The sequence below is a fragment of the Thermomonas fusca DSM 15424 genome, from assembly GCF_000423885.1.
Lineage (GTDB): Bacteria > Pseudomonadota > Gammaproteobacteria > Xanthomonadales > Xanthomonadaceae > Thermomonas > Thermomonas fusca.
This window is the reverse complement of record NZ_AUIV01000012.1, coordinates 7,501-27,633: the sequence shown is the minus strand read 5'-3', so window position 1 is coordinate 27,633 and position 20,133 is coordinate 7,501. Positions and strand designations below refer to the sequence as shown.

18 protein-coding genes (1 of these 18 only partly in view) are annotated in these 20,133 nt (G+C 69.0%); 9 read left to right on the top strand and 9 right to left on the bottom strand.

Going from position 1 to position 20,133, the window contains the following annotated elements; all coding sequences use genetic code 11:
• Positions 1-146: 146 nt before the first annotated feature.
• Complete coding sequence (locus G582_RS0106865) at positions 147-1,592, top strand: sigma-54-dependent transcriptional regulator (protein ID WP_028839206.1); 1,446 nt, start codon at positions 147-149, stop codon at positions 1,590-1,592.
• Positions 1,593-1,622: 30 nt separating this feature from the next.
• On the opposite strand, the gene G582_RS15805 is transcribed toward G582_RS0106865, so the two are convergent.
• Positions 1,623-3,236 carry a sensor histidine kinase gene (locus tag G582_RS15805; RefSeq protein ID WP_051246918.1) on the bottom strand — a complete coding sequence of 538 codons (1,614 nt, stop codon included), beginning with the start codon at positions 3,234-3,236 and terminating at the stop codon, positions 1,623-1,625.
• 143 nt (positions 3,237-3,379) lie between these two features.
• Here G582_RS15805 and sucC point away from each other — a divergent pair, with 143 nt between their 5' ends.
• Both sucC and sucD read left to right on the top strand, forming a co-directional pair.
• Positions 3,380-4,549, top strand: coding sequence for an ADP-forming succinate--CoA ligase subunit beta (gene sucC / locus G582_RS0106855; protein ID WP_028839205.1), 1,170 nt, complete (start codon positions 3,380-3,382; stop codon positions 4,547-4,549).
• 162 nt (positions 4,550-4,711) lie between these two features.
• Positions 4,712-5,587: a succinate--CoA ligase subunit alpha gene (gene sucD, locus G582_RS0106850; protein ID WP_028839204.1), complete on the top strand. Its 876-nt coding sequence runs from the start codon at positions 4,712-4,714 to the stop codon at positions 5,585-5,587.
• A gap of 155 nt (positions 5,588-5,742) precedes the next feature.
• Here the strand turns inward: sucD and G582_RS15800 are convergent, their stop codons facing one another.
• On the bottom strand, positions 5,743-7,902 hold the full coding sequence (locus G582_RS15800; protein WP_083961042.1) for a sodium-translocating pyrophosphatase: 2,160 nt from the start codon (positions 7,900-7,902) through the stop codon (positions 5,743-5,745).
• Between the two features lie 225 nt (positions 7,903-8,127).
• Here G582_RS15800 and G582_RS0106840 point away from each other — a divergent pair, with 225 nt between their 5' ends.
• Entirely contained in the window at positions 8,128-8,631 is a 504-nt protein-coding gene (locus tag G582_RS0106840; RefSeq protein ID WP_028839203.1) for a hypothetical protein, read from the top strand.
• Positions 8,632-8,638: 7 nt separating this feature from the next.
• On the opposite strand, the gene G582_RS0106835 is transcribed toward G582_RS0106840, so the two are convergent.
• The 3 genes from G582_RS0106835 to G582_RS0106825 form a co-directional block, all read right to left on the bottom strand.
• Positions 8,639-8,863 carry a DUF167 domain-containing protein gene (locus G582_RS0106835; protein WP_028839202.1) on the bottom strand — a complete coding sequence of 75 codons (225 nt, stop codon included), beginning with the start codon at positions 8,861-8,863 and terminating at the stop codon, positions 8,639-8,641.
• A gap of 93 nt (positions 8,864-8,956) precedes the next feature.
• A complete protein-coding gene (locus G582_RS0106830; RefSeq protein WP_028839201.1) occupies positions 8,957-9,760 on the bottom strand; it encodes a CsgG/HfaB family protein in 804 nt (267 codons plus the stop codon).
• A 66-nt stretch (positions 9,761-9,826) separates the two neighbouring features.
• Positions 9,827-11,083 carry a 6-phosphofructokinase gene (locus tag G582_RS0106825; RefSeq protein ID WP_028839200.1) on the bottom strand — a complete coding sequence of 419 codons (1,257 nt, stop codon included), beginning with the start codon at positions 11,081-11,083 and terminating at the stop codon, positions 9,827-9,829.
• A gap of 115 nt (positions 11,084-11,198) precedes the next feature.
• On the opposite strand from G582_RS0106825, the gene G582_RS0106820 reads away from it, so the two are divergent.
• Together G582_RS0106820 and mpl are read left to right on the top strand one after the other, a co-directional pair.
• Positions 11,199-11,777: an adenylate kinase gene (locus G582_RS0106820; RefSeq protein WP_028839199.1), complete on the top strand. Its 579-nt coding sequence runs from the start codon at positions 11,199-11,201 to the stop codon at positions 11,775-11,777.
• A 134-nt stretch (positions 11,778-11,911) separates the two neighbouring features.
• Complete coding sequence (mpl, locus tag G582_RS0106815) at positions 11,912-13,264, top strand: UDP-N-acetylmuramate:L-alanyl-gamma-D-glutamyl-meso-diaminopimelate ligase (RefSeq protein WP_038053239.1); 1,353 nt, start codon at positions 11,912-11,914, stop codon at positions 13,262-13,264.
• Between the two features lie 85 nt (positions 13,265-13,349).
• Here mpl and G582_RS15795 read toward each other — a convergent pair whose 3' ends face one another.
• The gene (locus tag G582_RS15795; protein WP_156880335.1) at positions 13,350-15,272 is read right to left on the bottom strand and encodes a bifunctional DedA family/phosphatase PAP2 family protein; all 1,923 of its coding nucleotides are present in this window, start codon (positions 15,270-15,272) and stop codon (positions 13,350-13,352) included.
• Positions 15,273-15,331: 59 nt separating this feature from the next.
• Between G582_RS15795 and G582_RS0106805 the strand changes: the two genes are divergently transcribed.
• Genes G582_RS0106805 through G582_RS0106795 form a run of 3 tightly spaced genes read left to right on the top strand, consistent with a single transcriptional unit; the run spans position 15,332 to position 17,856 of the window.
• Entirely contained in the window at positions 15,332-16,153 is an 822-nt protein-coding gene (locus G582_RS0106805) for an SDR family oxidoreductase (RefSeq protein ID WP_028839197.1), read from the top strand.
• A 49-nt stretch (positions 16,154-16,202) separates the two neighbouring features.
• Entirely contained in the window at positions 16,203-16,622 is a 420-nt protein-coding gene (locus tag G582_RS0106800; protein ID WP_028839196.1) for a VOC family protein, read from the top strand.
• A 1-nt stretch (position 16,623) separates the two neighbouring features.
• Positions 16,624-17,856 (top strand): acetylornithine transaminase, encoded by a 1,233-nt coding sequence (locus G582_RS0106795; RefSeq protein WP_028839195.1) that lies wholly within the window; start codon positions 16,624-16,626, stop codon positions 17,854-17,856.
• A 5-nt stretch (positions 17,857-17,861) separates the two neighbouring features.
• On the opposite strand, the gene G582_RS0106790 is transcribed toward G582_RS0106795, so the two are convergent.
• The 3 genes in view from G582_RS0106790 to hemL are tightly spaced (at most 8 nt apart) and all read right to left on the bottom strand, a layout consistent with a single transcriptional unit that may run on beyond the window.
• Positions 17,862-18,989 (bottom strand): trans-sulfuration enzyme family protein, encoded by a 1,128-nt coding sequence (locus G582_RS0106790; protein WP_038053236.1) that lies wholly within the window; start codon positions 18,987-18,989, stop codon positions 17,862-17,864.
• A gap of 8 nt (positions 18,990-18,997) precedes the next feature.
• Positions 18,998-19,882 (bottom strand): ion transporter, encoded by an 885-nt coding sequence (locus G582_RS15790; RefSeq protein WP_051246915.1) that lies wholly within the window; start codon positions 19,880-19,882, stop codon positions 18,998-19,000.
• A gap of 8 nt (positions 19,883-19,890) precedes the next feature.
• Positions 19,891-20,133 carry the 3' end of a glutamate-1-semialdehyde 2,1-aminomutase gene (hemL, locus tag G582_RS0106780; RefSeq protein WP_028839193.1) on the bottom strand. It continues 1,041 nt past the right edge of the window, so only the last 243 of its 1,284 coding nucleotides appear in the window; the start codon falls outside the window, past its right edge; its stop codon occupies positions 19,891-19,893.

Sequence of the window (20,133 nt, the reverse complement as noted above, 5' to 3'; positions counted from 1 at the left end):
TAATGGGCTGGTGTGAATCCGGGTTCGCGCGGCCGGGTGGGTGGGCGTGCGCCGTCGAGGCGGGGGCGGAGACTTGGATTGCCCGGTATCGCCACGCTTTGTCGTACTTGGACCCGGCGCAGCAACCGGTTATCGTGCTTTCACTTATGAGCACCCCCGCCCGCAGCACCCCGCCCAACGCCCCTATCTGTGCCCTGGTCGTCGATGACGAGCGCGACATCCGCGAGCTGCTGGTGCTGACCCTGGGGCGGATGGGGCTGAAGTGCGACACGGCGTCGTCGCTGCATGATGCGCGCGCGCTGCTCAAGCGCAACCAGTACGCGCTGTGCCTGACCGACATGCGCCTGAGCGACGGCTCCGGGATCGAGCTGGTGCAGGAGATCTCCCAGCTCTACGCGCAGACGCCGGTGGCGATGATCACCGCGTTCGGCAACCAGGAGGCGGCGGTGGACGCGTTGAAGGCCGGCGCCTTCGATTTCGTCAGCAAGCCGGTCGATCTGGCGGTGCTGCGCGGGCTGGTGCAGCACGCGCTGAAGCTGGCGCCCGCGGTGGGCGCGGCCAGCGAGGACGCGCCCAAGCGTGCGCCGATGTCCGGGGCGGTGGCCTCGCGGCTGCTGGGGCAGTCCTCGGTGATGGCGGAACTGCGGGCCACGCTGACCAAGGTTGCCCGCAGCCAAGCGCCGGTCTACATCGCCGGCGAGTCGGGCGTGGGCAAGGAGTTGGTGGCACGCACCATCCACGACGAGGGCATGCGCGCGGCCGCACCGTTCGTGCCGGTCAACTGCGGCGCGATCCCGACCGAACTGATGGAAAGCGAGTTCTTCGGCCATCGCAAGGGCGCCTTCACCGGCGCCCACGCCGACAAGACCGGGCTGTTCCAGGCGGCCGAGGGCGGCACGCTGTTCCTGGACGAGATTGCCGAACTGCCGATGTCGATGCAGGTCAAGCTGCTGCGCGCGATCCAGGAAAAGTCGGTGCGCCCCGTGGGGGCCAATACCGAGGTGCCGGTGGACGTGCGGATCCTGTCCGCCACCCACAAGAACCTGGCGGCGCTGGTGGAGGAAGGCCGGTTCCGCCACGACCTGTACTACCGCATCAACGTCATCGAACTGCGGGTGCCGCCGCTGCGCGAGCGCCGCGAGGACCTGCCGGTGCTGGTGGACGCCATCCTGGGCCGGCTGGCCGCCGCCCAGGGCCGGCTGCGGCCGGTGCTGCATGGCGACGCGATGGAAGCGCTGGCGCATTACACCTTCCCGGGCAACGTGCGCGAGCTGGAGAACATCCTCGAGCGCGCCTTCGCCCTGGCCGACGACGACGGCATCCGCGCCGCCGACCTGCGCCTGCCCGAGGCGCGCCCGGCGCCGTCGCTTCAGGCCCAGGCCACGGCCGCCGCCGCGACCATGGACCCCAGCCTGATCGACCCACGCGAGTCCGCGTCCAGCGCGCTGCCGGGCTTCATCGAGGAAATCGAGCGCAAGGCGATCGAGCAGGCGTTGGTCGACAACCGCTACAACAAGACCAAGGCCGCCGCCCAGCTGGGCATCACCTTCCGCGCGCTGCGCTACAAGCTGAAGAAGCTGGGCATCGACTGAACCAGCGGTGCGGCGTCGTGCGTGTCGCGGTCAGGCGGTATCGATCGCGCGCGCGCCGGCCAGGCGGATGCGGAAGCAGGCGCCGCCGGCGGGGAGGGCGACGTGGCTGAGGTCGGCCTGGTTGGCCAGGCACATTTCGCGGGCGATGTAGAGGCCCAGTCCGGTGCCGAGGCTGGAGGTGGTGAAGAACGGGTGGAACAACTGGCCGGCGACGGCTTCGGGGATGCCGGGGCCACGGTCGATCACATCCAGCAGCGGCGCGCCCCTGGCGTCGCGGTGCACGTGCAGCGACACGCGCGCGGGTTCGCCGGGCATGCGGCCGTAGACCAGGGCGTTGTGCACCAGCACGGTGACGATCTGCTGCAGTTGCCGGCGATCGACCAGGCAGGGCAGCGGGCGGCCGTCGGTGCGGGCGTCCAGGGTGTCGCGGTCGAGCGGGTGGCTGTTGCGGTAGTCGTCGACGAAATGGCGCGCGAATTCGCCCAGGTCCACGTGTTCCGGCTGGGCGCGTTCGCGCCGCGCCAGTCCCAGCACGTTCTCGACGATGCCGTTCATGCGCCGGGTCTGCTGGTAAATGATTTCCAGCAGGCGGCGGTCGGCCTCGGGGATGTCGCGCGATTCCTCCAGCAGCTGGGTGGCATAGCTGATCGCCGCCAGCGGGTTGCGGATCTCGTGCGCCAGGCTGGCGGAAAAACGGCCCAGGGTGGCCAGGGTCAGGCTTTCCGCGCGCCGCGATGCCAGCTCGGCATCGTCCAGGAACACCAGCACCTGGTCGCCCTCGGCCAGCAGGCGGGCGAAGCGCGGCAGCACTTCGGGCAGATCCGCGGCCAGCTGCATCGGGGTGGGGTCGTTGTGGCCGTCGCGCTCCCAGCGCCGCAGCCGCGCCTCCAGCGCCGGCGCGGCGGTGGCCAGCAGGCGTCGGCCCTGGCCGGCGTCGCCCAACTGCAGCATGGCGGCCTCGTTGGCGAGCCGAATCTCGTCGTCGCCGTCCACCAGCAGCACGCCGGTGCGCATGCGGCGGATGATCAGCTCGTTGACTTCGGCCAGGTTGGCGACCTGGCTGCCGCGCTGCTCGGCCAGCGCCTGGCTGGCGCGCAGCTGGCGCCCGAGCAGGCTGGTAAGGGTGGCCAGGGCCAGGTAGCTGGTGGCGTACATCACCACCTCCACCGCCGGGCGGCCTTCGTCCTCGCCCGCCGCGACGGTCCAGGCGTACTGCAGCAGCAGCGCCAGGCTGGCGGCACCGGCCACCGCCAAGCCGCGGCGCAGCGGCAGCAGCAGGGCCGCGGCGCCGACGTTGAACAGCAGCATCATGGCGATGCTGGAGGCCAGCGACGGCAGCGCGTGCATGGCCAGCGCGGTGACCAGGATGTCGCCGGCCACGCCGGTGGCCACCTGGCCCGCCACTGCCCCACGGCGGCCGGTGGCGAACAGCACCAGCGCCCCCAGCAGGTAGGCCAACGCCAACGCGGCGGCCAGCTGCGGATGGCGCGGCTGGGCCAGCAGCTCGCCGACCGGGCCGAAGACCGTCAGGCACAGCAGCGCGGCCTCGAACACCCGGTACAGGGTGAAGAAATAGAGTTCCCGCCGGATCTCGGCGTGGTGGACCGAGCGGGCGTCGGCGGTCGCGGCGTCGGGCGGGGCCATGCCCCGAGTATGCGGGATGCGACCGGGATCGAAGCATGATGCGTCGCAACACGCTAAAATGGGGGTCCGCCCGCGCCAGACCGGAGTTGCCGGCCACGCGGAGCGTCCCAGCCTTTATCGGCAAATTTCTCCCCGGGTGATCCATGAATTTCCACGAGTACCAGGCGAAGCAGTTGTTTGCCGATTACGGCATTGCGGTTCCGGCGGGGCGCGTTGCGTCCAGCGCCGACGAAGCGGTCGAGGCGGCCAAGTCCTTGGGCAACGGCCCCTGGATGGTCAAGGCCCAGATTCATGCGGGCGGCCGCGGCAAGGCCGGTGGCGTGAAGTTCTGCAAGACCACCGACGACGTGCAGGCCGCTGCCGGCAAGATGCTCGGCACCAAGATGGCCACCTACCAGTCCGCGGGCGTCGCCCTGCCGGTCCACCAGGTGCTGGTCACCACCGCTGGCGAGATCGTCAAGGAACTGTACCTGTCGCTGCTGGTCGACCGCGACCAGAAGTCGATCACCTACATCGTCTCCAGCGAGGGCGGCGTCGACATCGAAGAAGTCGCCGCCAACACCCCCGAGAAGATCCACACCCTGGTCGTCGACTACGTCGAAGGCGTGCAGCCGTACCAAGGCCGCGAGATCGGCTTCAAGATGGGCCTGACCGCCAAGCAGTCCAACCAGCTGGCCGGCATCATGGGCGCGCTGTTCAAGCTGTTCAACGACAAGGACCTGTCGCTGGTCGAGCTGAACCCGCTGGCGATCCTGGACGACCAGAACCTGTACGCGCTGGACGGCAAGGTCAACTCCGACGACAACGCCACCTTCCGCCACAAGGACCTCGCCGCCATGCGTGACACCACGCAGGAAGACGAGACCGAGGTGAAGGCCAGCGAGCATGACCTGAACTACGTGACCATGGACGGCAACATCGGCTGCATGGTCAACGGCGCTGGCCTGGCGATGGCCACCATGGACGTGATCGCGCTGAATGGCGGCTCGCCGGCCAACTTCCTCGACGTCGGCGGCGGCGCCACCAAGGAGCGCGTGACCGAGGCGTTCAAGCTGATCCTGTCCAGCGACAAGGTGAAGGCGATCTTCGTCAACATCTTCGGCGGCATCGTCCGCTGCGACATGATCGCCGAGGGCATCATCGCGGCGGTCAAGGAAGTGGACGTCAAGGTGCCGGTGGTCGTCCGTCTGGAAGGCACCAACGTCGAGGCGGGCAAGAAGCTGCTGGCCGAATCCGGCCTGGCCATCACCCCGGCCGACGACATCAACGACGGCGCCCGCAAGGCCGTCGCCGCCGTTGCCAAGGCGGCCTGATCGGCGGAGCGGTTTTTTCAGCCCCCTTGAGTCAAGGGGGCGACCGCGACGCGAAGCGGCGCGGTGGGGGTTGTGGAGGCACGTAGTGGCGGACAAGGAGATCCACCCTTGTCCGATGCGTCCGAAGCAGCCGATATCCGAACAGCGAAGGAACTTCCAGAAATGTCCGTCTTGATCAACAAGAACACCAAGGTGATCGTGCAGGGCTTCACCGGCCAGCAGGGCACCTTCCACGCCACCCAGATGGTGGAATACGGCACCCAGGTCGTCGGCGGCGTCACGCCCGGCAAGGGCGGCACCACCCACATCGAGCTGCCGGTGTTCAACACCGTGGCCGAAGCGGTGGCCGCCACCGGCGCCAATGCCTCGGTGATCTACGTGCCACCGCCGTTCGCGGCCGACGCGATCCTGGAAGCCGCGGCTGCCGGCATCAAGGTCATCGTCTGCATCACCGAAGGCATCCCGGTGCTGGACATGCTGCGCGTCAAGAACGTGCTCAAGGCGCATCCGGACGTGGTGCTGGTCGGCCCCAACTGCCCCGGCATCATCACCCCGGGCGAGTGCAAGATCGGCATCATGCCGGGCCACATCCACATGCCAGGCAAGATCGGCATCGTCAGCCGCTCGGGCACGCTGACCTACGAAGCCGTGAAGCAGACCACCGCTGCCGGCCTCGGCCAGTCCACCGTCATCGGCATCGGCGGCGACCCGATCAACGGCTTGAACTTCGTCGACTGCCTGAAGCTGTTCAACGAGGATCCGCAGACCGAAGGCATCATCATGGTCGGCGAGATCGGCGGTGCGGCGGAGGAAGCCGGCGCCGAGTACATCAAGAACCACGTCAAGAAGCCGGTGGTCGGTTTCATCGCCGGTGCCTCGGCGCCGAAGGGCAAGCGCATGGGCCACGCGGGTGCGATCGCCTCCGGTGGCTCCGGCACGGCCGAGGGCAAGTTCGCGGCGATGGAAGCCGCGGGCGTGACCACCGTGAAGTCGCCGGGCGACCTGGGCGCGGCCATCGCGGCGCGCCTGGCCAAGTAAGCCCGCGCATCATCCGCACCATGCAAAGGCCGCCTCCGGGCGGCCTTTGTCGTTTCCGCAGCGGGTATTCCGCGCGATGCGCAAACGCCGCAGCTGCGGGCAAAAAAACGGCGACCTTGCGGTCGCCGTTCTTGTCTTGCTGCGGTGTTCGAATCTTATTGCGCCGACTCCGGCGCGGCTTCTGCGGCGGGTTCGGCCACCGGCAACGTCGAGCCTGGCGTGGCCTGCATCACCGGCGCGGACACCGCTACCGGCGCCGCCTCGCTGTTGCCGGCGTTGATCGGCAGCAGCGGCACGATCATCAGCGCCACGATGTTGATGATCTTGATCAGCGGGTTCACCGCAGGGCCTGCGGTGTCCTTGTAGGGATCGCCGACGGTATCGCCGGTCACCGCGGCCTTGTGCGCCTCGGAACCCTTGCCGCCGAAGTGGCCGTCCTCGATGTACTTCTTGGCGTTGTCCCAGGCGCCGCCGCCGGTGGTCATCGAGATCGCCACGAAGATGCCGGTGACAATGGTGCCGATCAGCAGCCCGCCCAGCGCCTGCGGGCCCAGCGCCAGGCCCACCACCACCGGCACCGCGACCGGCAGCAGGGAGGGCACGATCATTTCCTTGATCGCCGACTTGGTCAGCATGTCCACGGCGCGGCTGTAGTCCGGCTTGGCGGTGCCTTCCATGATGCCCTTGATGTCGCGGAACTGGCGGCGCACTTCCTCCACCACGCTGCCCGCCGCACGGCCGACGGCTTCCATCGCCATCGCACCGAACAGGTAGGGAATCAGGCCGCCGATCAGCAACCCGATGATCACCATGTGGTTGGACAGATCGAAGGTGAAGCTGACGCCCGGATGCGCGGCCTGCAGGTTGTGGGTGTAGTCCGCGAACAGGACCAGCGCGGCCAGCGCGGCCGAACCGATGGCGTAACCCTTGGTGACGGCCTTGGTGGTGTTGCCCACCGCGTCCAGCGGGTCGGTCACAGCGCGCACTTCCGGCGGCAGCTCCGCCATCTCGGCGATGCCGCCGGCGTTGTCGGTGATCGGGCCATAGGCGTCCAGCGCCACGATCATGCCGGCCATCGACAGCATGGCGGTGGCGGCAATCGCAATCCCGTACAGCCCGCCCAGTTCGAACGCGCCGAGGATCGATGCGCACACCGCCAGCACCGGCAGCGCGGTCGACTTCATCGACACGCCGAGGCCGGCGATGATGTTGGTGCCGTGGCCGGTGGTGGAGGCCTGCGCCACGTGCTTGACAGGTTTGTATTGGGTGCCGGTGTAGTACTCGGTGATCCACACGATCACCCCGGTCAGCACCAGCCCGATCAGCGCGCACCCGTACAGGTTCATCGCGCCATAGGACGAATCCGCCATCAGCTGGGTGGTGATCGGATAGAACGCCACCGCCGCCAGCACGGCGGACACGATCACGCCGCGGTACAGCGCGCCCATGATGTTGGGGCTGCTGCCGCTCACCTTCACGAAGAACGTGCCGATGATCGAAGCGATGATCGAGGCGCCGCCCAGCACCAGCGGGTACAACACCGCATGCTGGCCGACGGTAGCGACCATCAGCCCACCCAGCAGCATGGTGGCGATGACGGTGACCGCGTAGGTCTCGAACAGGTCGGCGGCCATGCCGGCGCAGTCGCCGACGTTGTCGCCGACGTTGTCGGCGATCACCGCCGGGTTGCGCGGGTCATCCTCGGGAATGCCGGCTTCGACCTTGCCCACCAGGTCGGCGCCGACGTCGGCGCCCTTGGTGAAGATGCCGCCGCCCAAGCGCGCGAAGATCGAGATCAGCGAGCTGCCGAACGCCAGCCCGACCAGCGCGTGCAGCGCTTCGTCCGGCTTGGCGTTGAGATAGCCGGTGAGCAGGCTGTAGTAGCCGGCCACGCCCAGCAGGCCCAACCCCACCACCAGCATGCCGGTGATCGCGCCGCCCTTGAAGGCGACGTCCATGGCCGGGCCGATGCCGCTGCGGGCGGCTTCGGCGGTGCGCACGTTGGCGCGCACCGAGACGTTCATGCCGATGTAGCCGGCTGCGCCCGAGAGCACCGCGCCGATCAGGAAGCCGATCGCGGTATGCCAGCCGATGAAGATCCCGATCAGCGCCAGCAGCACCACGCCGACCACGGAAATCGTCGTGTACTGGCGGTTGAGGTAGGCGCGCGCGCCTTCCTGGATCGCGCCGGCGATCTCCTGCATTCGTTCGTTGCCCGCGGGTTGTTTGTTGATCCACGCAGCGGCCCAAAGGCCATAGAGGATCGCGATCACGGCGCTGGCCAGCGCCAACACCAAACCATATTGCTCCAGCATGAAACCCCTCCCCGGAGTGTTCGAATGGAAGACATCAGGTTGTCGTGCCCACCCGTGGGCGGGCGACGTCCGACTATCGCATACACGACCGGCAGGCGTGAGCCGCTGTGCGAGGGCCGGGGCGGAGGCCCATTGCGTTCGGCCCCGCGCAGGCCCGGATGACGGCGCGATTCAGCCGGCGCGTGCCAGTCTGGCCATCCGATCCGTGTTGCCGAGGCTGTTCCGATGCTGCGACTGCACACGTTCTGCGCCGGCCTGCTCGCCGCGTCCTTGGCCATTGCGGGCGATCGTGCCCCGGAAATCCAGCGCGCCCCCGCCGCGCCACAGGCCGTGGGCGTGGCGCATACCCTGCGCACCATTCCCGAAGCCTGCACGCGGCTGGAAGGCCGCTTCACCGGAGATGCCGTTGCGCCCTACGCGCTGGCCATGGTGCGCACCGGCGCGCGCTGCCAGCCACGCGCGGCGCTGCGGCAGCAGGCGCCGAAATCGGATGCGGCAGGGTGGGTATTGAATGACTTGATCCGCGTACCCAGCGCGGCCTGCCCCTCGCAACAGGCCGTGGTGCGGGTATGGCGCAAGCCGGCAGGCAACGCTGCGCCGAAAATGGATGCGCAAGGCAAGGCCCGCGTCTACCTCAAGGACGGACTGAACGCCGCGGCGGCAGGCCAGCTGGCGGCAATCCCGCAGTATGCGGTAGCCATGGCGATGGAAGGCAAAGGCTGCCGCTGAGCGCCACTCAGTCCGGCACCACCACCCGCTTGAGCTTGCTGCCGGCGCCGGTCTTGATGGCGATGGTCGACTTCGCGCAGCCGAAAGTGCGCGCCACCAATTCGATCAATTCCGCATTCGCCTTGCCATCGACCGGCGGCGATTTCAGCTGCGCCAGCCATGTGCCGTCGTCCTGCTGGGTGAGCGCGGAAACGCGGCTGTTGGGCTTGGCTTTGACCTGCAGGATCGGCATGCGCGCAAGCATCGCACGTAGCGGGCATGTGCAAAAAGCAAACGCCCGGTCAGGCCGGGCGTTCGCGGTAAACCGTGTTGCGAAGGAGCGTGGTCAGTCGCCGACCTTGAGCGTGCCGCCCTTGCCCAGGCCGCCCTTGACCTGCTGCGGTTTGTAGTCGCGCATGGCGCGCACAAGGTTGTTGTAGGCGTCGCCGAACGCGGCAAGGATGGTCTTGCCCTCCGGCGTATTGCTGTAGCCGCCGATCGCACCAAAGCCACTGCCACCGAAGCCGGCGCCACCGATGCCGAAGCTGGTCTTCTTCGACGAGCCCATCGCCACGCCGATCTGCACGCCCGAGCGGTTGTCGATCATGGTCAGCATGGTTTCGGCCTTGCCGAACTTCAGCCCGCCGGCCAGCGCCCCGACCACGCCCAGCTTGCCGCCGAACGAACTCAGCGCACCACCGATGCCGCCGGCGTTGCTCTGGGAGAAGTTGATGCTGGGGCTGACGGTGTAGTCGGCGGCAACCATCTGACCCTTGCCGAAGTTGCTGCCGCCGCGGATCTCGCCGCTGTCCTCCAGCGCGCGCTCCTGCATCATGTTGCGCATAGCCCTACCGCGCTCGACCACGACGAAGCAGTTGGACTGCTGGATCAGCATGCGGATCACCGGGACGGTGGACGGCAGGCGCAGGTCGGTGGTCAGGTAGCGGTACCAGTCGCCTTCCTGTTCCTCGACCACGGCAACCGTGCCCATCGGCTCGTCGCAGGATTCAAGGTTGGCAGCTGTGTTCTTTGCGCTGGCACCGCCAGCGGAGCCCTGCGGGTCGTTCTTCTTCTTGCTGAACTGGGCCTGCGCGGGCGAGCTGGCAACAGCCAAGGCCAGGATGGCAGCGGCGGCGAAAGCAATCTTCATGGTGTCCCCGTTGAATGTGATGGGCGTCGCGAAATACGCGCGGTGATGAGTTTAAACCGGAGGCGGTCAGTCGCTCCAGCCCGGAAGCCGGCGACGCACCTGCCGCAGTTTGGGTACAACGTAATCCGGCAGTCCATCCCGGCCAAACGGCGGGTAGGCTTCCCCTGCAACCAGCGGGGTCAGGTAGCGGCGCGCGGCCGCGGTGATGCCCTGGCCGTCCGCGCGGATGAAGCCTTTCGGCATGGTTTTCTCGTGGTTGGCGATGCGCGCCAGCGGGGCGATGTCGATATGCCAGCGATACGGTGCGTCGCTGTCGCGGACGATCACCGGCATCACCGCGTTCTGGCCGGACAGCGCGCAATCAACCGCGGCCCGACCCACCGCCAGCGCCTGCTCCAGGTCGGTGGCGCTGGCCAGGTGACGGGCCGAGCGTTGCAGATAGTCGGGAAGCGCCCAGTGCACCTTGTAGCCCAGCGCATCCTTGACCCGCCCGGCCAGATGCGAGGCCACCCCGCCCAGCTGGGTGTGGCCGAAGCTGTCCCTGCCGCCGCCGGCATCGGCAACGAAGCTGCCGTCGGCGGTGCGGATGCCCTCGCTGGCGACCACTACGCAGTAGCCGACGCGCTTGACCACGGCGTCCACGCGGGACAGGAAATCCACCTCGTCGAACGGCCGCTCGGGAAACAGGATCAGGTGCGGCGCCTCGTCCCTGCCTTCGCCGGCCAGTCCCGCCGCCGCTGCCAGCCAGCCGGCGTGGCGGCCCATCGCCTCGTAGACGAACACCTTGGTGGAGGTTTCCGCCATCGCCGCCACGTCCAGCGCGCATTCGCGCACCGACACCGCGGTGTACTTGGCCGCCGAGCCGAAGCCCGGGCAGCAGTCGGTCACGGCCAGGTCGTTGTCCACCGTCTTCGGCACGCCCACGCAGGTCAGCGGATAGCCGAACTCCTCCGCCAGCTGCGAGACCTTCAGCGCGGTATCGGCGGAGTCGTTGCCGCCGTTGTAGAGGAACCAGCGCACGTCATGGGCGCGGAACACCTCCAGCAGGCGCTCGTACTTCGCCCGGTCGTCGGTCAGCGACTTGAGCTTGAGCCGGCAGCTGCCGAACGCGCCGCCCGGGGTATGCGCCAGGCCCCTGACCTCGGCGGCGGTCAGCGTGGAGGTGTCCAGCAGCTCTTCGCGCAGCGCCCCGAGGATGCCGTTGCGGGCGGCCAGGACCGGCACCTTGCGGGCGCGGGCGGCCTGCAGCACGGCGGAGGCGGTGGCGTTGATGACGGCGGTGACGCCGCCGCTCTGGGCGTACAGCAGGGTGCCGGCAGGCATGGAAAATCCTTCGGAATGGGTCTGAGACGGCGGCCGGATGCGTTAAGCTGGCCGGGTAGCGGGGGTTCGGGTGCAGTCTAACGCCGCCCCGCCTGTCCATTACTGGAGTGATTCGATGCGATTGGTTCTGTTGGGCGCGCCGGGTTCCGGCAAGGGCACCCAGGCGACGCGACTCAAGGAACATCTGCAGGTTCCGCACATTTCCACCGGCGACCTGCTGCGCGCCGAGGTGGCCGCCGGCACCCCGCTGGGGCTGCAGGCCAAGGAAGTGATGGCACGCGGCGATCTGGTCAGCGACGAGATCCTGCTGGGCATGCTGCGATCGCGCTTCTCGCAGGAAGACACCCGCGCCGGCTTCATCCTCGACGGCTACCCGCGCAACCTGGCGCAGGCCGCTGCGCTGGATGAACTGCTGGCCAGCCTGGGCCAGAAGTTCGATGCCGCGGTGCAGCTGGCGGTGGACAACGAGCAGATCATCGAGCGCCTGGCCGGCCGGGCCAAGGCCGAGGGCCGCGCCGACGACACCCCCGAATCGGTGCGCCACCGCCTGAACGTGTACGACGAGAAGACCGCGCCGGTGATCGACTATTACCGCCAGCACGGCCAGCTGACCGTGGTGGACGGCGTCGGTTCGCTGGACGATGTGTTCGCCCGCATCATCGAGGCGATCCAACCCGGGCACGACGTAGGCTGAAGCCGACGCAACGTGGGGCGTGCGGCCCGCGATGAGCGGGTCGGCGGGGCACCGGCCCCGCAACCAAGCGAGTATCGGGGAGCGACTTGCGGGGCCGGTGCCCCGCCGACCTGCTCCCCTCCCGGAGCAGTCAGATGAAACTCCACATCCTCGGCATCGCCGGCACCTTCATGGGCGGCGTGGCAGCGCTGGCGCGCGAACTCGGCCATGCCGTCGAAGGCAGCGACGCCAATATCTACCCGCCGATGTCCACCCAGCTCGAGCAGCTGGGCATCGCGCTGCAGCAGGGTTATGCCGCCGGCAACATCGCCGGCGATTGCGATGAAATCATCGTCGGCAACGCCCTTTCGCGCGGCAACCCGGCGGTGGAGCACGTGCTTGATGCCGGGTTGAAGTACACCTCCGGCGCGCAGTGGCTGAGCGAGCGCGTGCTGCCGGGCCGCGACACCCTGGCGGTGGCCGGCACCCACGGCAAGACCACGACGACGACGATCCTGGCCTACCTGCTGCAGGCCGCTGGCCGCGAGCCTGGGTTCCTGATCGGTGGCGTGGCCGAGGACTTCGGCGTGTCGGCGCGGGTGGGCACGGGCCGCGAATTCGTGGTCGAGGCGGACGAGTACGACACGGCTTTTTTCGACAAGCGCAGCAAGTTCGTCCACTACCGCCCGCTGGTCGCCATCCTCAACAATCTGGAATACGACCACGCCGACATCTTCCCCGACGTGGCCGCGATCCAGCGCCAGTTCCACCATCTGGTGCGCACCGTGCCCGGGCGTGGCCGGTTGATCGTCAACGGCCACGACGCGCACCTGCGTGAAGTGCTGGCGATGGGCTGCTGGACGCCGGTGGAGCGGTTCGGCTTCGATCCCGCGTTCGAATGGAGCGCGCGCAAGCTGGCCGAGGACGGCAGCGCGTTCGCGGTGTCCCATCGGGGTGAAGAACTGGGCGTGGTCGACTGGCCGCTGCTGGGCGACCACAACGTGCTGAACGGCCTGGCTGCGCTGGCGGCTTGCGCGGCCGTGGGCGTGGACGTCGCGACGGTCATGCCGGCGCTGTCGGGCTTCCACAGCGTGAAGCGACGGCTGGAGGTGATCGGCGCGCACGCTGGCGTCACCGTGTATGACGACTTCGCCCATCATCCCACCGCCATTGCGACCACGCTTTCCGGGCTGCGGGCGAAGGTGGGCGATGCCCGCATCGTGGTGGCGATGGAGCCACGCAGCAATTCGATGCGCCTGGGCGCGCACGCCGATGCGCTGGCGCCGTCGCTGGATCTCGCCGACGCGGTGGTGTTCCTCGCCCGGCCGGAGCTGCCGTGGGATGCCGGCAAGGTGATCGCGGCGCTGCGCGGCGAAGGCCATGCCGTCGCCGACGCCGATGCGCTGCTGGCCGCGCTGGGCGGCATCGTGCGCGCCGGCGACCATGTGGTGTTCATGTCCAACGGCGGCTTTGACGGCGCGCCGCGCCGGTTTTTCGCCGCGCTCTGAATCCCCGTTCCGGATCTTTTCCCCGCGCGGGAAAGGGTTCAAGCAGGGCGAGTATGGAGCGCTCCTGCGCCGGCAGGATTCGCGTTCAGCGCGGATGCGCCAGCACCCGCAGCGCCGGTGGATTGTCCAGCGCCTGCAGGTCGGCCGGCAGCGCATGCGCCGGCGGATCCGGCTTCCACAGGTTCAGCAGGTACAGCCGGCGGCGCAGCTGCATCACGTCGTAGCGGGCCACCCACAGCTGGCTGCCGTCGTCCAGCCGCACCGGCGCCGGCCAGATGCGCAGCACTTCGATGCGCTCGGGATCGTTGCGATCCGCGCGTCGCAGCAGCAGCCGCTCGGGATGTGCATCCAGTGCCAGCGGCAGCACCGGGCGCTGCGCCGGCGACAGGTCGTCATCCAGCAGCCCGAGCGCAGCCACCCAGTCCGCCGCCGGCTGCACCCGCCAGCCCCGCGCCTGCAGGCGCTGGCGCAACATTTCGATGTCGCCGGCGATTTCCAGGTCGAAGCGCTGGTGATCCTCGCCGAGCCCCTGCGCCTGCCAGCGGCGTGCGTCCAGCGCCTGCACGGGCGGCGGCGGCTCGAACTGCGCCAGCGTCTGCGGTGCGCTGCGCGGCGCGTACCAGAGCGCGGCGAGCAGGAAGCTGCCGTAGAAGGTCCAGCCCAGCGGGCGCATCCAGAAGGAGCGCTCGCTGTGGCTGCGGTAGGCGATGCCGATCAGCAGCACCCACAGCGCGCCCAGCAGCACCCCGCCGACGATGTCCGACAGCCAGTGCGCGCCCAGGTACAGGCGGGCGAAGCCGACCAGCGCAGTGGCTATCCCGGTGAGCAGGTAGGGCCAGACCCGCTGCCGGCCCGGCAGCTCGCGCGCGATCAGCACCGCGAAGAAGCCGAACACCACCGTGGTCATGGTCACCGCCACCGACGGGAAGCCGAAGCCCGCCGCAGCGGTGGGCGGGCGCGGCATGTCGACCAGCGCCTCCAGTCCTTCGGTCAGCCCCAGCCCCACCGCGATGGCGATCAGCCAGTGCACCGCCGCCTTCCAGCGCCGCCGCCACAGCAGCCACAGCATCGCCGACATCGAGGCCAGCCCCAGGACGGGCGCGCTGCCGATCGCCGCCAGCGTGGCCATCATCCGGTCGGCCAGCGGATTGCGCAGGGTGAACATCAGCGCGTGCACGTCGTGGTCTGCCAGCAGCGGACCGCCGCGCAGCATCAGCGAGGCGCTGAACCACGCCCATAGCCATGCCACCGCGAACAGGCAGACCGCGAGCAGCAGCAGCGGCGCCGATTCCGGCCGGCGGCGGTCGATCAGCGCCGCGGCATAGCGGCCCAGCCACGGATGCCGGCGGCTCCAGCGCAGCAGCCGCGCCAGCAGGCTGTCGGCGTTCATCGCGAACCAGCGCCAGCTGTACAGCACCACGGCCCAGGCCAGCGCCAGCGCCGCCAGCAGGCCCAGCAGCACCAGCGCCAGCTTGTCGGCCACCGCGGCGACGGCGTCGTAGGCCTGGCCCAGCGCCCAGCCCGGCAGCAGGAACAGCACCGCCCATGACAGGCAGGCCACGCCGCTGGCCTGCAGGTAGCGCGGCAGCGGCATCCGCGACATGCCGGCGATGGCCGGCACGAACGGCCGCACCGCGCCCACGTAGCGGGCGATGAAAATGCTCTTGACCGCGTTGCGCCGGAACAGCGCTTCGCCGCGATCCAGCAGCTGCGGATAGCGGCTGAACGGCCACACCCCGCGCAGCGCATTGCCCCAGCGGCGGCCGATCCAGTAGCTCAGGCTGTCGCCGGCGAAGGCGCCCAGCGCGGCGCAGGCCACCGCGTAGGGACCTGCGATCTCTTCCATGCCGATCAGCACGCCGATGGCGATCATCAGCGGCAGTGCCGGCACGATGGCGCCCAGCACGATGACCGCGTCGCTGAACGCGATCAGGAAGATCAGCAGGCCGGCCGCCTGCGGGTGCGCGCCGATCCACGCGACGATGTTGTCGAACCACGCGCTTTGCATCGGCGGATTATAGGTGGCGGAGGCTACACTTCCGTTCGTCGCCAACACGGTGAATGCGCATGACCACGCTTTCCGGCAAGACCCTGTTCATCACCGGCGCCTCGCGCGGGATTGGCCTGGCCATCGCGCTGCGCGCTGCGCGCGACGGCGCCAACATCGCCATCGTCGCCAAGTCGGACGTGCCCAATCCCAAGCTGCCCGGCACCATCCACAGCGCCGCACGCGCCGTCGAGGAGGCGGGCGGGCGCGCGCTGGCGCTGAAGTGCGACATCCGTGAGGAAGACGAGGTGCGCGCCGCGGTGGCCGCCACCGTCGATGCCTTCGGCGGCATCGACATCCTGGTCAACAACGCCAGCGCGATCTGGCTGCGCGGCACGCTGGATACCCCGATGAAGCGCTTCGACCTGATGCAGCAGGTCAACAGCCGTGGCAGCTTCCTGTGCGCGCAGGCCTGCCTGCCGCATCTGCTCGACGCGCCGAACCCGCACATCCTCACCCTGTGCCCGCCGCCGTCGCTGGAACCGAAGTGGTGGGGCCCGCATACCGCCTACACGTTGGCGAAGATGGGCATGAGCTTCGTCACCCTGGGCCTGGCCGCCGAATTCGGCCCGCGCGGCGTGGCGGTGAACGCGCTGTGGCCGCGCACCCTGATCGCCACCGATGCGCTGAACATGATCCCCGGCGTTGCCGCCGGCAACGGCCGCAAGCCCGAGATCATGGGCGACGCCGCGCACGCCGTGCTGACCCGCGAGGCCGCCGGCTTTTCCGGCAACTTCCTGATCGACGACCAGGTGCTGCGCCAGGCCGGCATCAGCGACCTGTCCGGCTACGCGCAGGACCCGTCGATGCCGCTGCTGCCGGATCTCTACATCGATCCCTGAACCGGGCTTCGTGGGATCATCTTGCGATCCCCCCGAGTGGAATCCCGCCATGAAATACCTGCACACGATGGTGCGCGTGCGCGATGTCGCAGCGTCGCTGCGCTTCTACTGCGAAGGCCTGGGCCTGCGCGAAACCCGCCGCATGGAAAACGAAGCTGGCCGCTTCACCCTCATCTTCCTTGCGGCCGCCGAGAGCCCGGATGCGGAGATCGAACTGACCTGGAATTGGGACGCCAACGAGGACTACGGCAGCGCCCGCAACTTCGGCCACCTTGCGTTCCGCGTCGCCGACATCTACGCCAGCTGCCAGCACCTGCTGGACATGGGCTACACCATCAACCGTCCGCCGCGCGACGGCCACATGGCGTTCGTGCGCTCGCCGGATCTGATTTCGGTGGAGCTGCTGCAGGACGGCCAACTGCCGCCGCAGGAGCCGTGGGCGTCGATGCCGAACACGGGGGCCTGGTGAGATGGCCCGCGACACGAGCGTGGAGGAGCTGCTGGCACTGGGTCGCGACGTGCTGCTGCCGGTATACCGCCAGCGCGAGATGATCCTGGAGCGCGGGCAGGGTGCGCGCGTCTGGGACAGCGAAGGCCGCGAGTACGTGGACTTCGGCGCCGGCATCGCCGTCTGCAGTCTCGGCCACTGCAACCCCGAACTGACCGCCGCGCTGGTGGAGCAGGCCGGCAGGCTTTGGCATACCAGCAACGTGTTCTACAGCGAACCGCCGCTGCGGCTGGCGCAGGAACTGGTGGCGGCCTCGCGCTTCGCCGAGCGCGCCTTCCTGTGCAATTCCGGCGCCGAGGCCAACGAGGCGGCGATTAAGCTGGTGCGCAAATGGGCCGCATCGCACGGGCGCGGACCGGAGCGCCGCGTCATCGTCACCTTCCGCGGCAGCTTCCACGGCCGCACGCTGGCGGCGGTCACCGCTACCGCGCAACCCAAGTACCAGGAAGGCTTTGATCCGCTGCCTGGCGGTTTCCGCTACGTCGATTTCAACGACATCGCCCAGCTGGAAGCGGCGATGGTCGGCGGCGACGTGGCCGCGGTGATGCTGGAGCCGGTGCAGGGCGAGGGCGGGGTGATGCCGGCCGCGCCCGGTTACCTGCAGGCGGTGCGCGCGCTGTGCGACCGGCACGACGCGCTGCTGGTGCTGGACGAGATCCAGTGCGGCATGGGCCGCAGCGGCGCGCTGTTCGCGCACTGGCAGGACGGCGTCACGCCCGACATCGTGACGCTGGCCAAGGCCTTGGGCGGCGGCATGCCGATTGGCGCGCTGCTAGCTGGCCCCAGGGTCGCGCAGGCGATGCAGTTCGGCGCCCACGGCACCACCTTCGGCGGCAACCCGCTGGCGGCGGCGGTGGCGCGCGTTGCGCTGCGCCGGCTGGGGTCCGATGCGATTGCCGCCAACGTAGCGAAGCAGTCGCAGGCGCTCCGCGACGACATCGAAGCGATCAGCCGCGACCTTGGCCTGTTTGCCGAGGTGCGCGGCCGTGGCCTGATGCTGGGTGCGGTGCTCAGGCCGGAGCATGCGGGCAAAGCCGGCGCGATCGGCGATCTTGCCGCCGCGCAAGGCCTGCTGTTGCTGCAGGCCGGCCCGGACGTGCTGCGCTTCGTGCCGGCGCTCAACATCGGCGATGCCGATGTCGCGGAAGGGTTGGCGCGGCTGCGCAGGGCGCTGGAGGTGTTCGTCGCCGGCTGAGCCCCTCAGCCCAACGCCTGCCGGAAGTCGGCGACCAGGTCGTCGCCGTCTTCCAGTCCCACCGAGATTCGCAGCAGGTTCTGCGGCGAACGCGGGTTGGGGCCCTCCACCGAGGCGCGGTGTTCCACCAGCGATTCGCAGCCGCCCAGCGAGGTGGCATTGGTGAAAATACGCAACCTGCCGGCTACCGCCAGCGCGGCTTCGCGGCCGCCGCGCAGCTCGACGCTCAGCATTGCGCCGAAATCGCGCATCTGCTTCGCGGCCACGGCATGGTCCGGATGCGTGGGCAACCCCGGCCAGTTCACCCGTTCCACCGCAGGATGCGTGGCAAGGAATTCGGCCAGCTTGCGTGCGTTCGCGCAGTGCATCGCCATGCGCGCGCCCAGCGAGCGGCAGCCGCGCAGGATCAGCCAGGCGCTGAACGGCGCCAGCACCCCGCCGGTGACATGCAGGCGGTGCGCAACCTGCTTCGCGAAGGCGTCGTCGCGGGCGAACACCAGCGCGCCGCCCAGCACGTCGCTGTGGCCACCGAAATACTTGGTGGTGGAGTGCATCACGATGTCGGCGCCGAGCGCCAGCGGGCGCTGCAGCAGCGGCGTGGCGAAGGTGTTGTCGGCGACCACCAGCGCGCCGGCCGCGTGGCCGATCTCTGCCAACGCCGCGATGTCGCAGACCTTCAGCAGCGGGTTCGACGGCGTTTCGATCCACAGCACCGCCAGCGGCGTGGCGCAGGCCGCGCGCACAGCGTCGAGATCGGCCATGTCCACGGTTTCGATCACCAGCCCGCGCTGCGGCAGGACCTCGTTGAAGAGCATGCGCAGGCCGCTGTAGCAGTCGTCGGGGAACAGCACCCGGCTGCCGGCGGGCAACGATTCCAGCGCGGTGGTCATCGCCGCCATGCCCGATGCGAAGGTCAGCGCGGTCGCGCCACCCTCCAGCGCAACCAGCGCTTCGCGCAGGCGGTCGTTGGTGGGATCGCCCTCGCGCTGGTACTCGTAGCCGGCGATGCGCTCGCCAGCGGGGCCATGGCGGAAGGTGGTGGCCAGGTGGATCGGCGGCGCCACCGCGCCGGTAGCGGGGTCGGCGTGGTTGCCGGCGTGGACGGCGAGGGTGCAGGGGCGGTGCGTGGTCATCGCGAACCTCAATCGTGTGGGGGCAGCGCCTCGCCGCATTTGCGGCAGAACCAGGCGTCGTCGTCGTGTTCGCCCAAGCTGCATTGCGGGCAGCGCAACTGCACGCGGCCGCGCGAACGCATCGTGCGCGCCAGCTCGGCGCTGTAGATGCCGGTGGGCACCACGATGATGCTGTAGCCGATGATGATCAGCATGGAGGCCAGGAAGCGGCCCAACCCGGTGGCAGGCGAAAGGTCGCCGTAACCCACCGTCGCCATCGTCACCACCGCCCAGTACATGCCGCTGGGAATGCTGACGAAGCCATGTTCCGGGCCTTCGACGACGTACATCAGGGCGCCGAAGATCACCGCGATGGTGAGCAGGGTCAGCACGAAGATCAGGATCTTGCGCCGGCTGCGGATCAACGCATGGGAAAGCATGCCGGCTTCGTCGGAATACTTGACCAGCTTGAGCACGCGGAAGATGCGCAGCAACCGCAGGATGCGGATCACCGTCAGCGACGCGCTGGCGGGGAACAGCAGCGACAGGAAGGTCGGCAGGATCGCCAGCAGGTCGACGATGCCAAGGAAGCTGCGCGCATAGCGCAGCGGCTCGCGCACCACCCAGACCCTTGCGGCGTACTCCACCGCGAACAGCAGGGTGAAGACCCACTCGGCCAGGTAGAGCTGGAAGTGCCAGCGCGTCTTGATTTCCGGGTCGCTGTCCAGCAGCACCACCAGCACGCTGGCCAGGATCACCCCGATCAGCGTGAGGTCGAAATTGCGCTCGCCGCGGCTCTCGTGGTGGAACATCAGCCGGTACAGCCGGAAGCGCCATCCTTCGCGGCTGGCAGGCTGAAGGGTGGGGGCAAAGAAATCGCCTCCGCCCGAACCCGCCTGAGGCTTATCGTCCACGACGCCGGTCAGATCGCGGCGAAGGCGGCGCGCGCCGCGTCGATGGTGGTGGCGATCACGTCGTCGTCGTGCGCACCGGACATGAAGCCGGCCTCGAACGCGCTGGGCGCAAGGTATACGCCGCGCTCGCGCATCGCGTGGAAGAAGCGGTTGAACGCGGCGCTGTCGCAGGCCATCGCCCGGTCAAAGGTGTCCACCTTTTCCGCGCTGAAAAACATGCCGAACATGCCGCCCACGCGCTGGGTGGTGAA

Bases quoted from the DNA above. Each gene is read 5' to 3' on its own strand.
- G582_RS0106865 (WP_028839206.1), top strand. From the start codon at position 147: ATGAGCACCCCCGCCCGCAGCACCCCGCCCAACGCCCCTATCTGTGCC.
- G582_RS15805 (WP_051246918.1), bottom strand. From the start codon at position 3,236: ATGGCCCCGCCCGACGCCGCGACCGCCGACGCCCGCTCGGTCCACCAC.
- sucC (WP_028839205.1), top strand. From the start codon at position 3,380: ATGAATTTCCACGAGTACCAGGCGAAGCAGTTGTTTGCCGATTACGGC.
- sucD (WP_028839204.1), top strand. From the start codon at position 4,712: ATGTCCGTCTTGATCAACAAGAACACCAAGGTGATCGTGCAGGGCTTC.
- G582_RS15800 (WP_083961042.1), bottom strand. From the start codon at position 7,902: ATGCTGGAGCAATATGGTTTGGTGTTGGCGCTGGCCAGCGCCGTGATC.
- G582_RS0106840 (WP_028839203.1), top strand. From the start codon at position 8,128: ATGCTGCGACTGCACACGTTCTGCGCCGGCCTGCTCGCCGCGTCCTTG.
- G582_RS0106835 (WP_028839202.1), bottom strand. From the start codon at position 8,863: ATGCCGATCCTGCAGGTCAAAGCCAAGCCCAACAGCCGCGTTTCCGCG.
- G582_RS0106830 (WP_028839201.1), bottom strand. From the start codon at position 9,760: ATGAAGATTGCTTTCGCCGCCGCTGCCATCCTGGCCTTGGCTGTTGCC.
- G582_RS0106825 (WP_028839200.1), bottom strand. From the start codon at position 11,083: ATGCCTGCCGGCACCCTGCTGTACGCCCAGAGCGGCGGCGTCACCGCC.
- G582_RS0106820 (WP_028839199.1), top strand. From the start codon at position 11,199: ATGCGATTGGTTCTGTTGGGCGCGCCGGGTTCCGGCAAGGGCACCCAG.
- mpl (WP_038053239.1), top strand. From the start codon at position 11,912: ATGAAACTCCACATCCTCGGCATCGCCGGCACCTTCATGGGCGGCGTG.
- G582_RS15795 (WP_156880335.1), bottom strand. From the start codon at position 15,272: ATGCAAAGCGCGTGGTTCGACAACATCGTCGCGTGGATCGGCGCGCAC.
- G582_RS0106805 (WP_028839197.1), top strand. From the start codon at position 15,332: ATGACCACGCTTTCCGGCAAGACCCTGTTCATCACCGGCGCCTCGCGC.
- G582_RS0106800 (WP_028839196.1), top strand. From the start codon at position 16,203: ATGAAATACCTGCACACGATGGTGCGCGTGCGCGATGTCGCAGCGTCG.
- G582_RS0106795 (WP_028839195.1), top strand. From the start codon at position 16,624: ATGGCCCGCGACACGAGCGTGGAGGAGCTGCTGGCACTGGGTCGCGAC.
- G582_RS0106790 (WP_038053236.1), bottom strand. From the start codon at position 18,989: ATGACCACGCACCGCCCCTGCACCCTCGCCGTCCACGCCGGCAACCAC.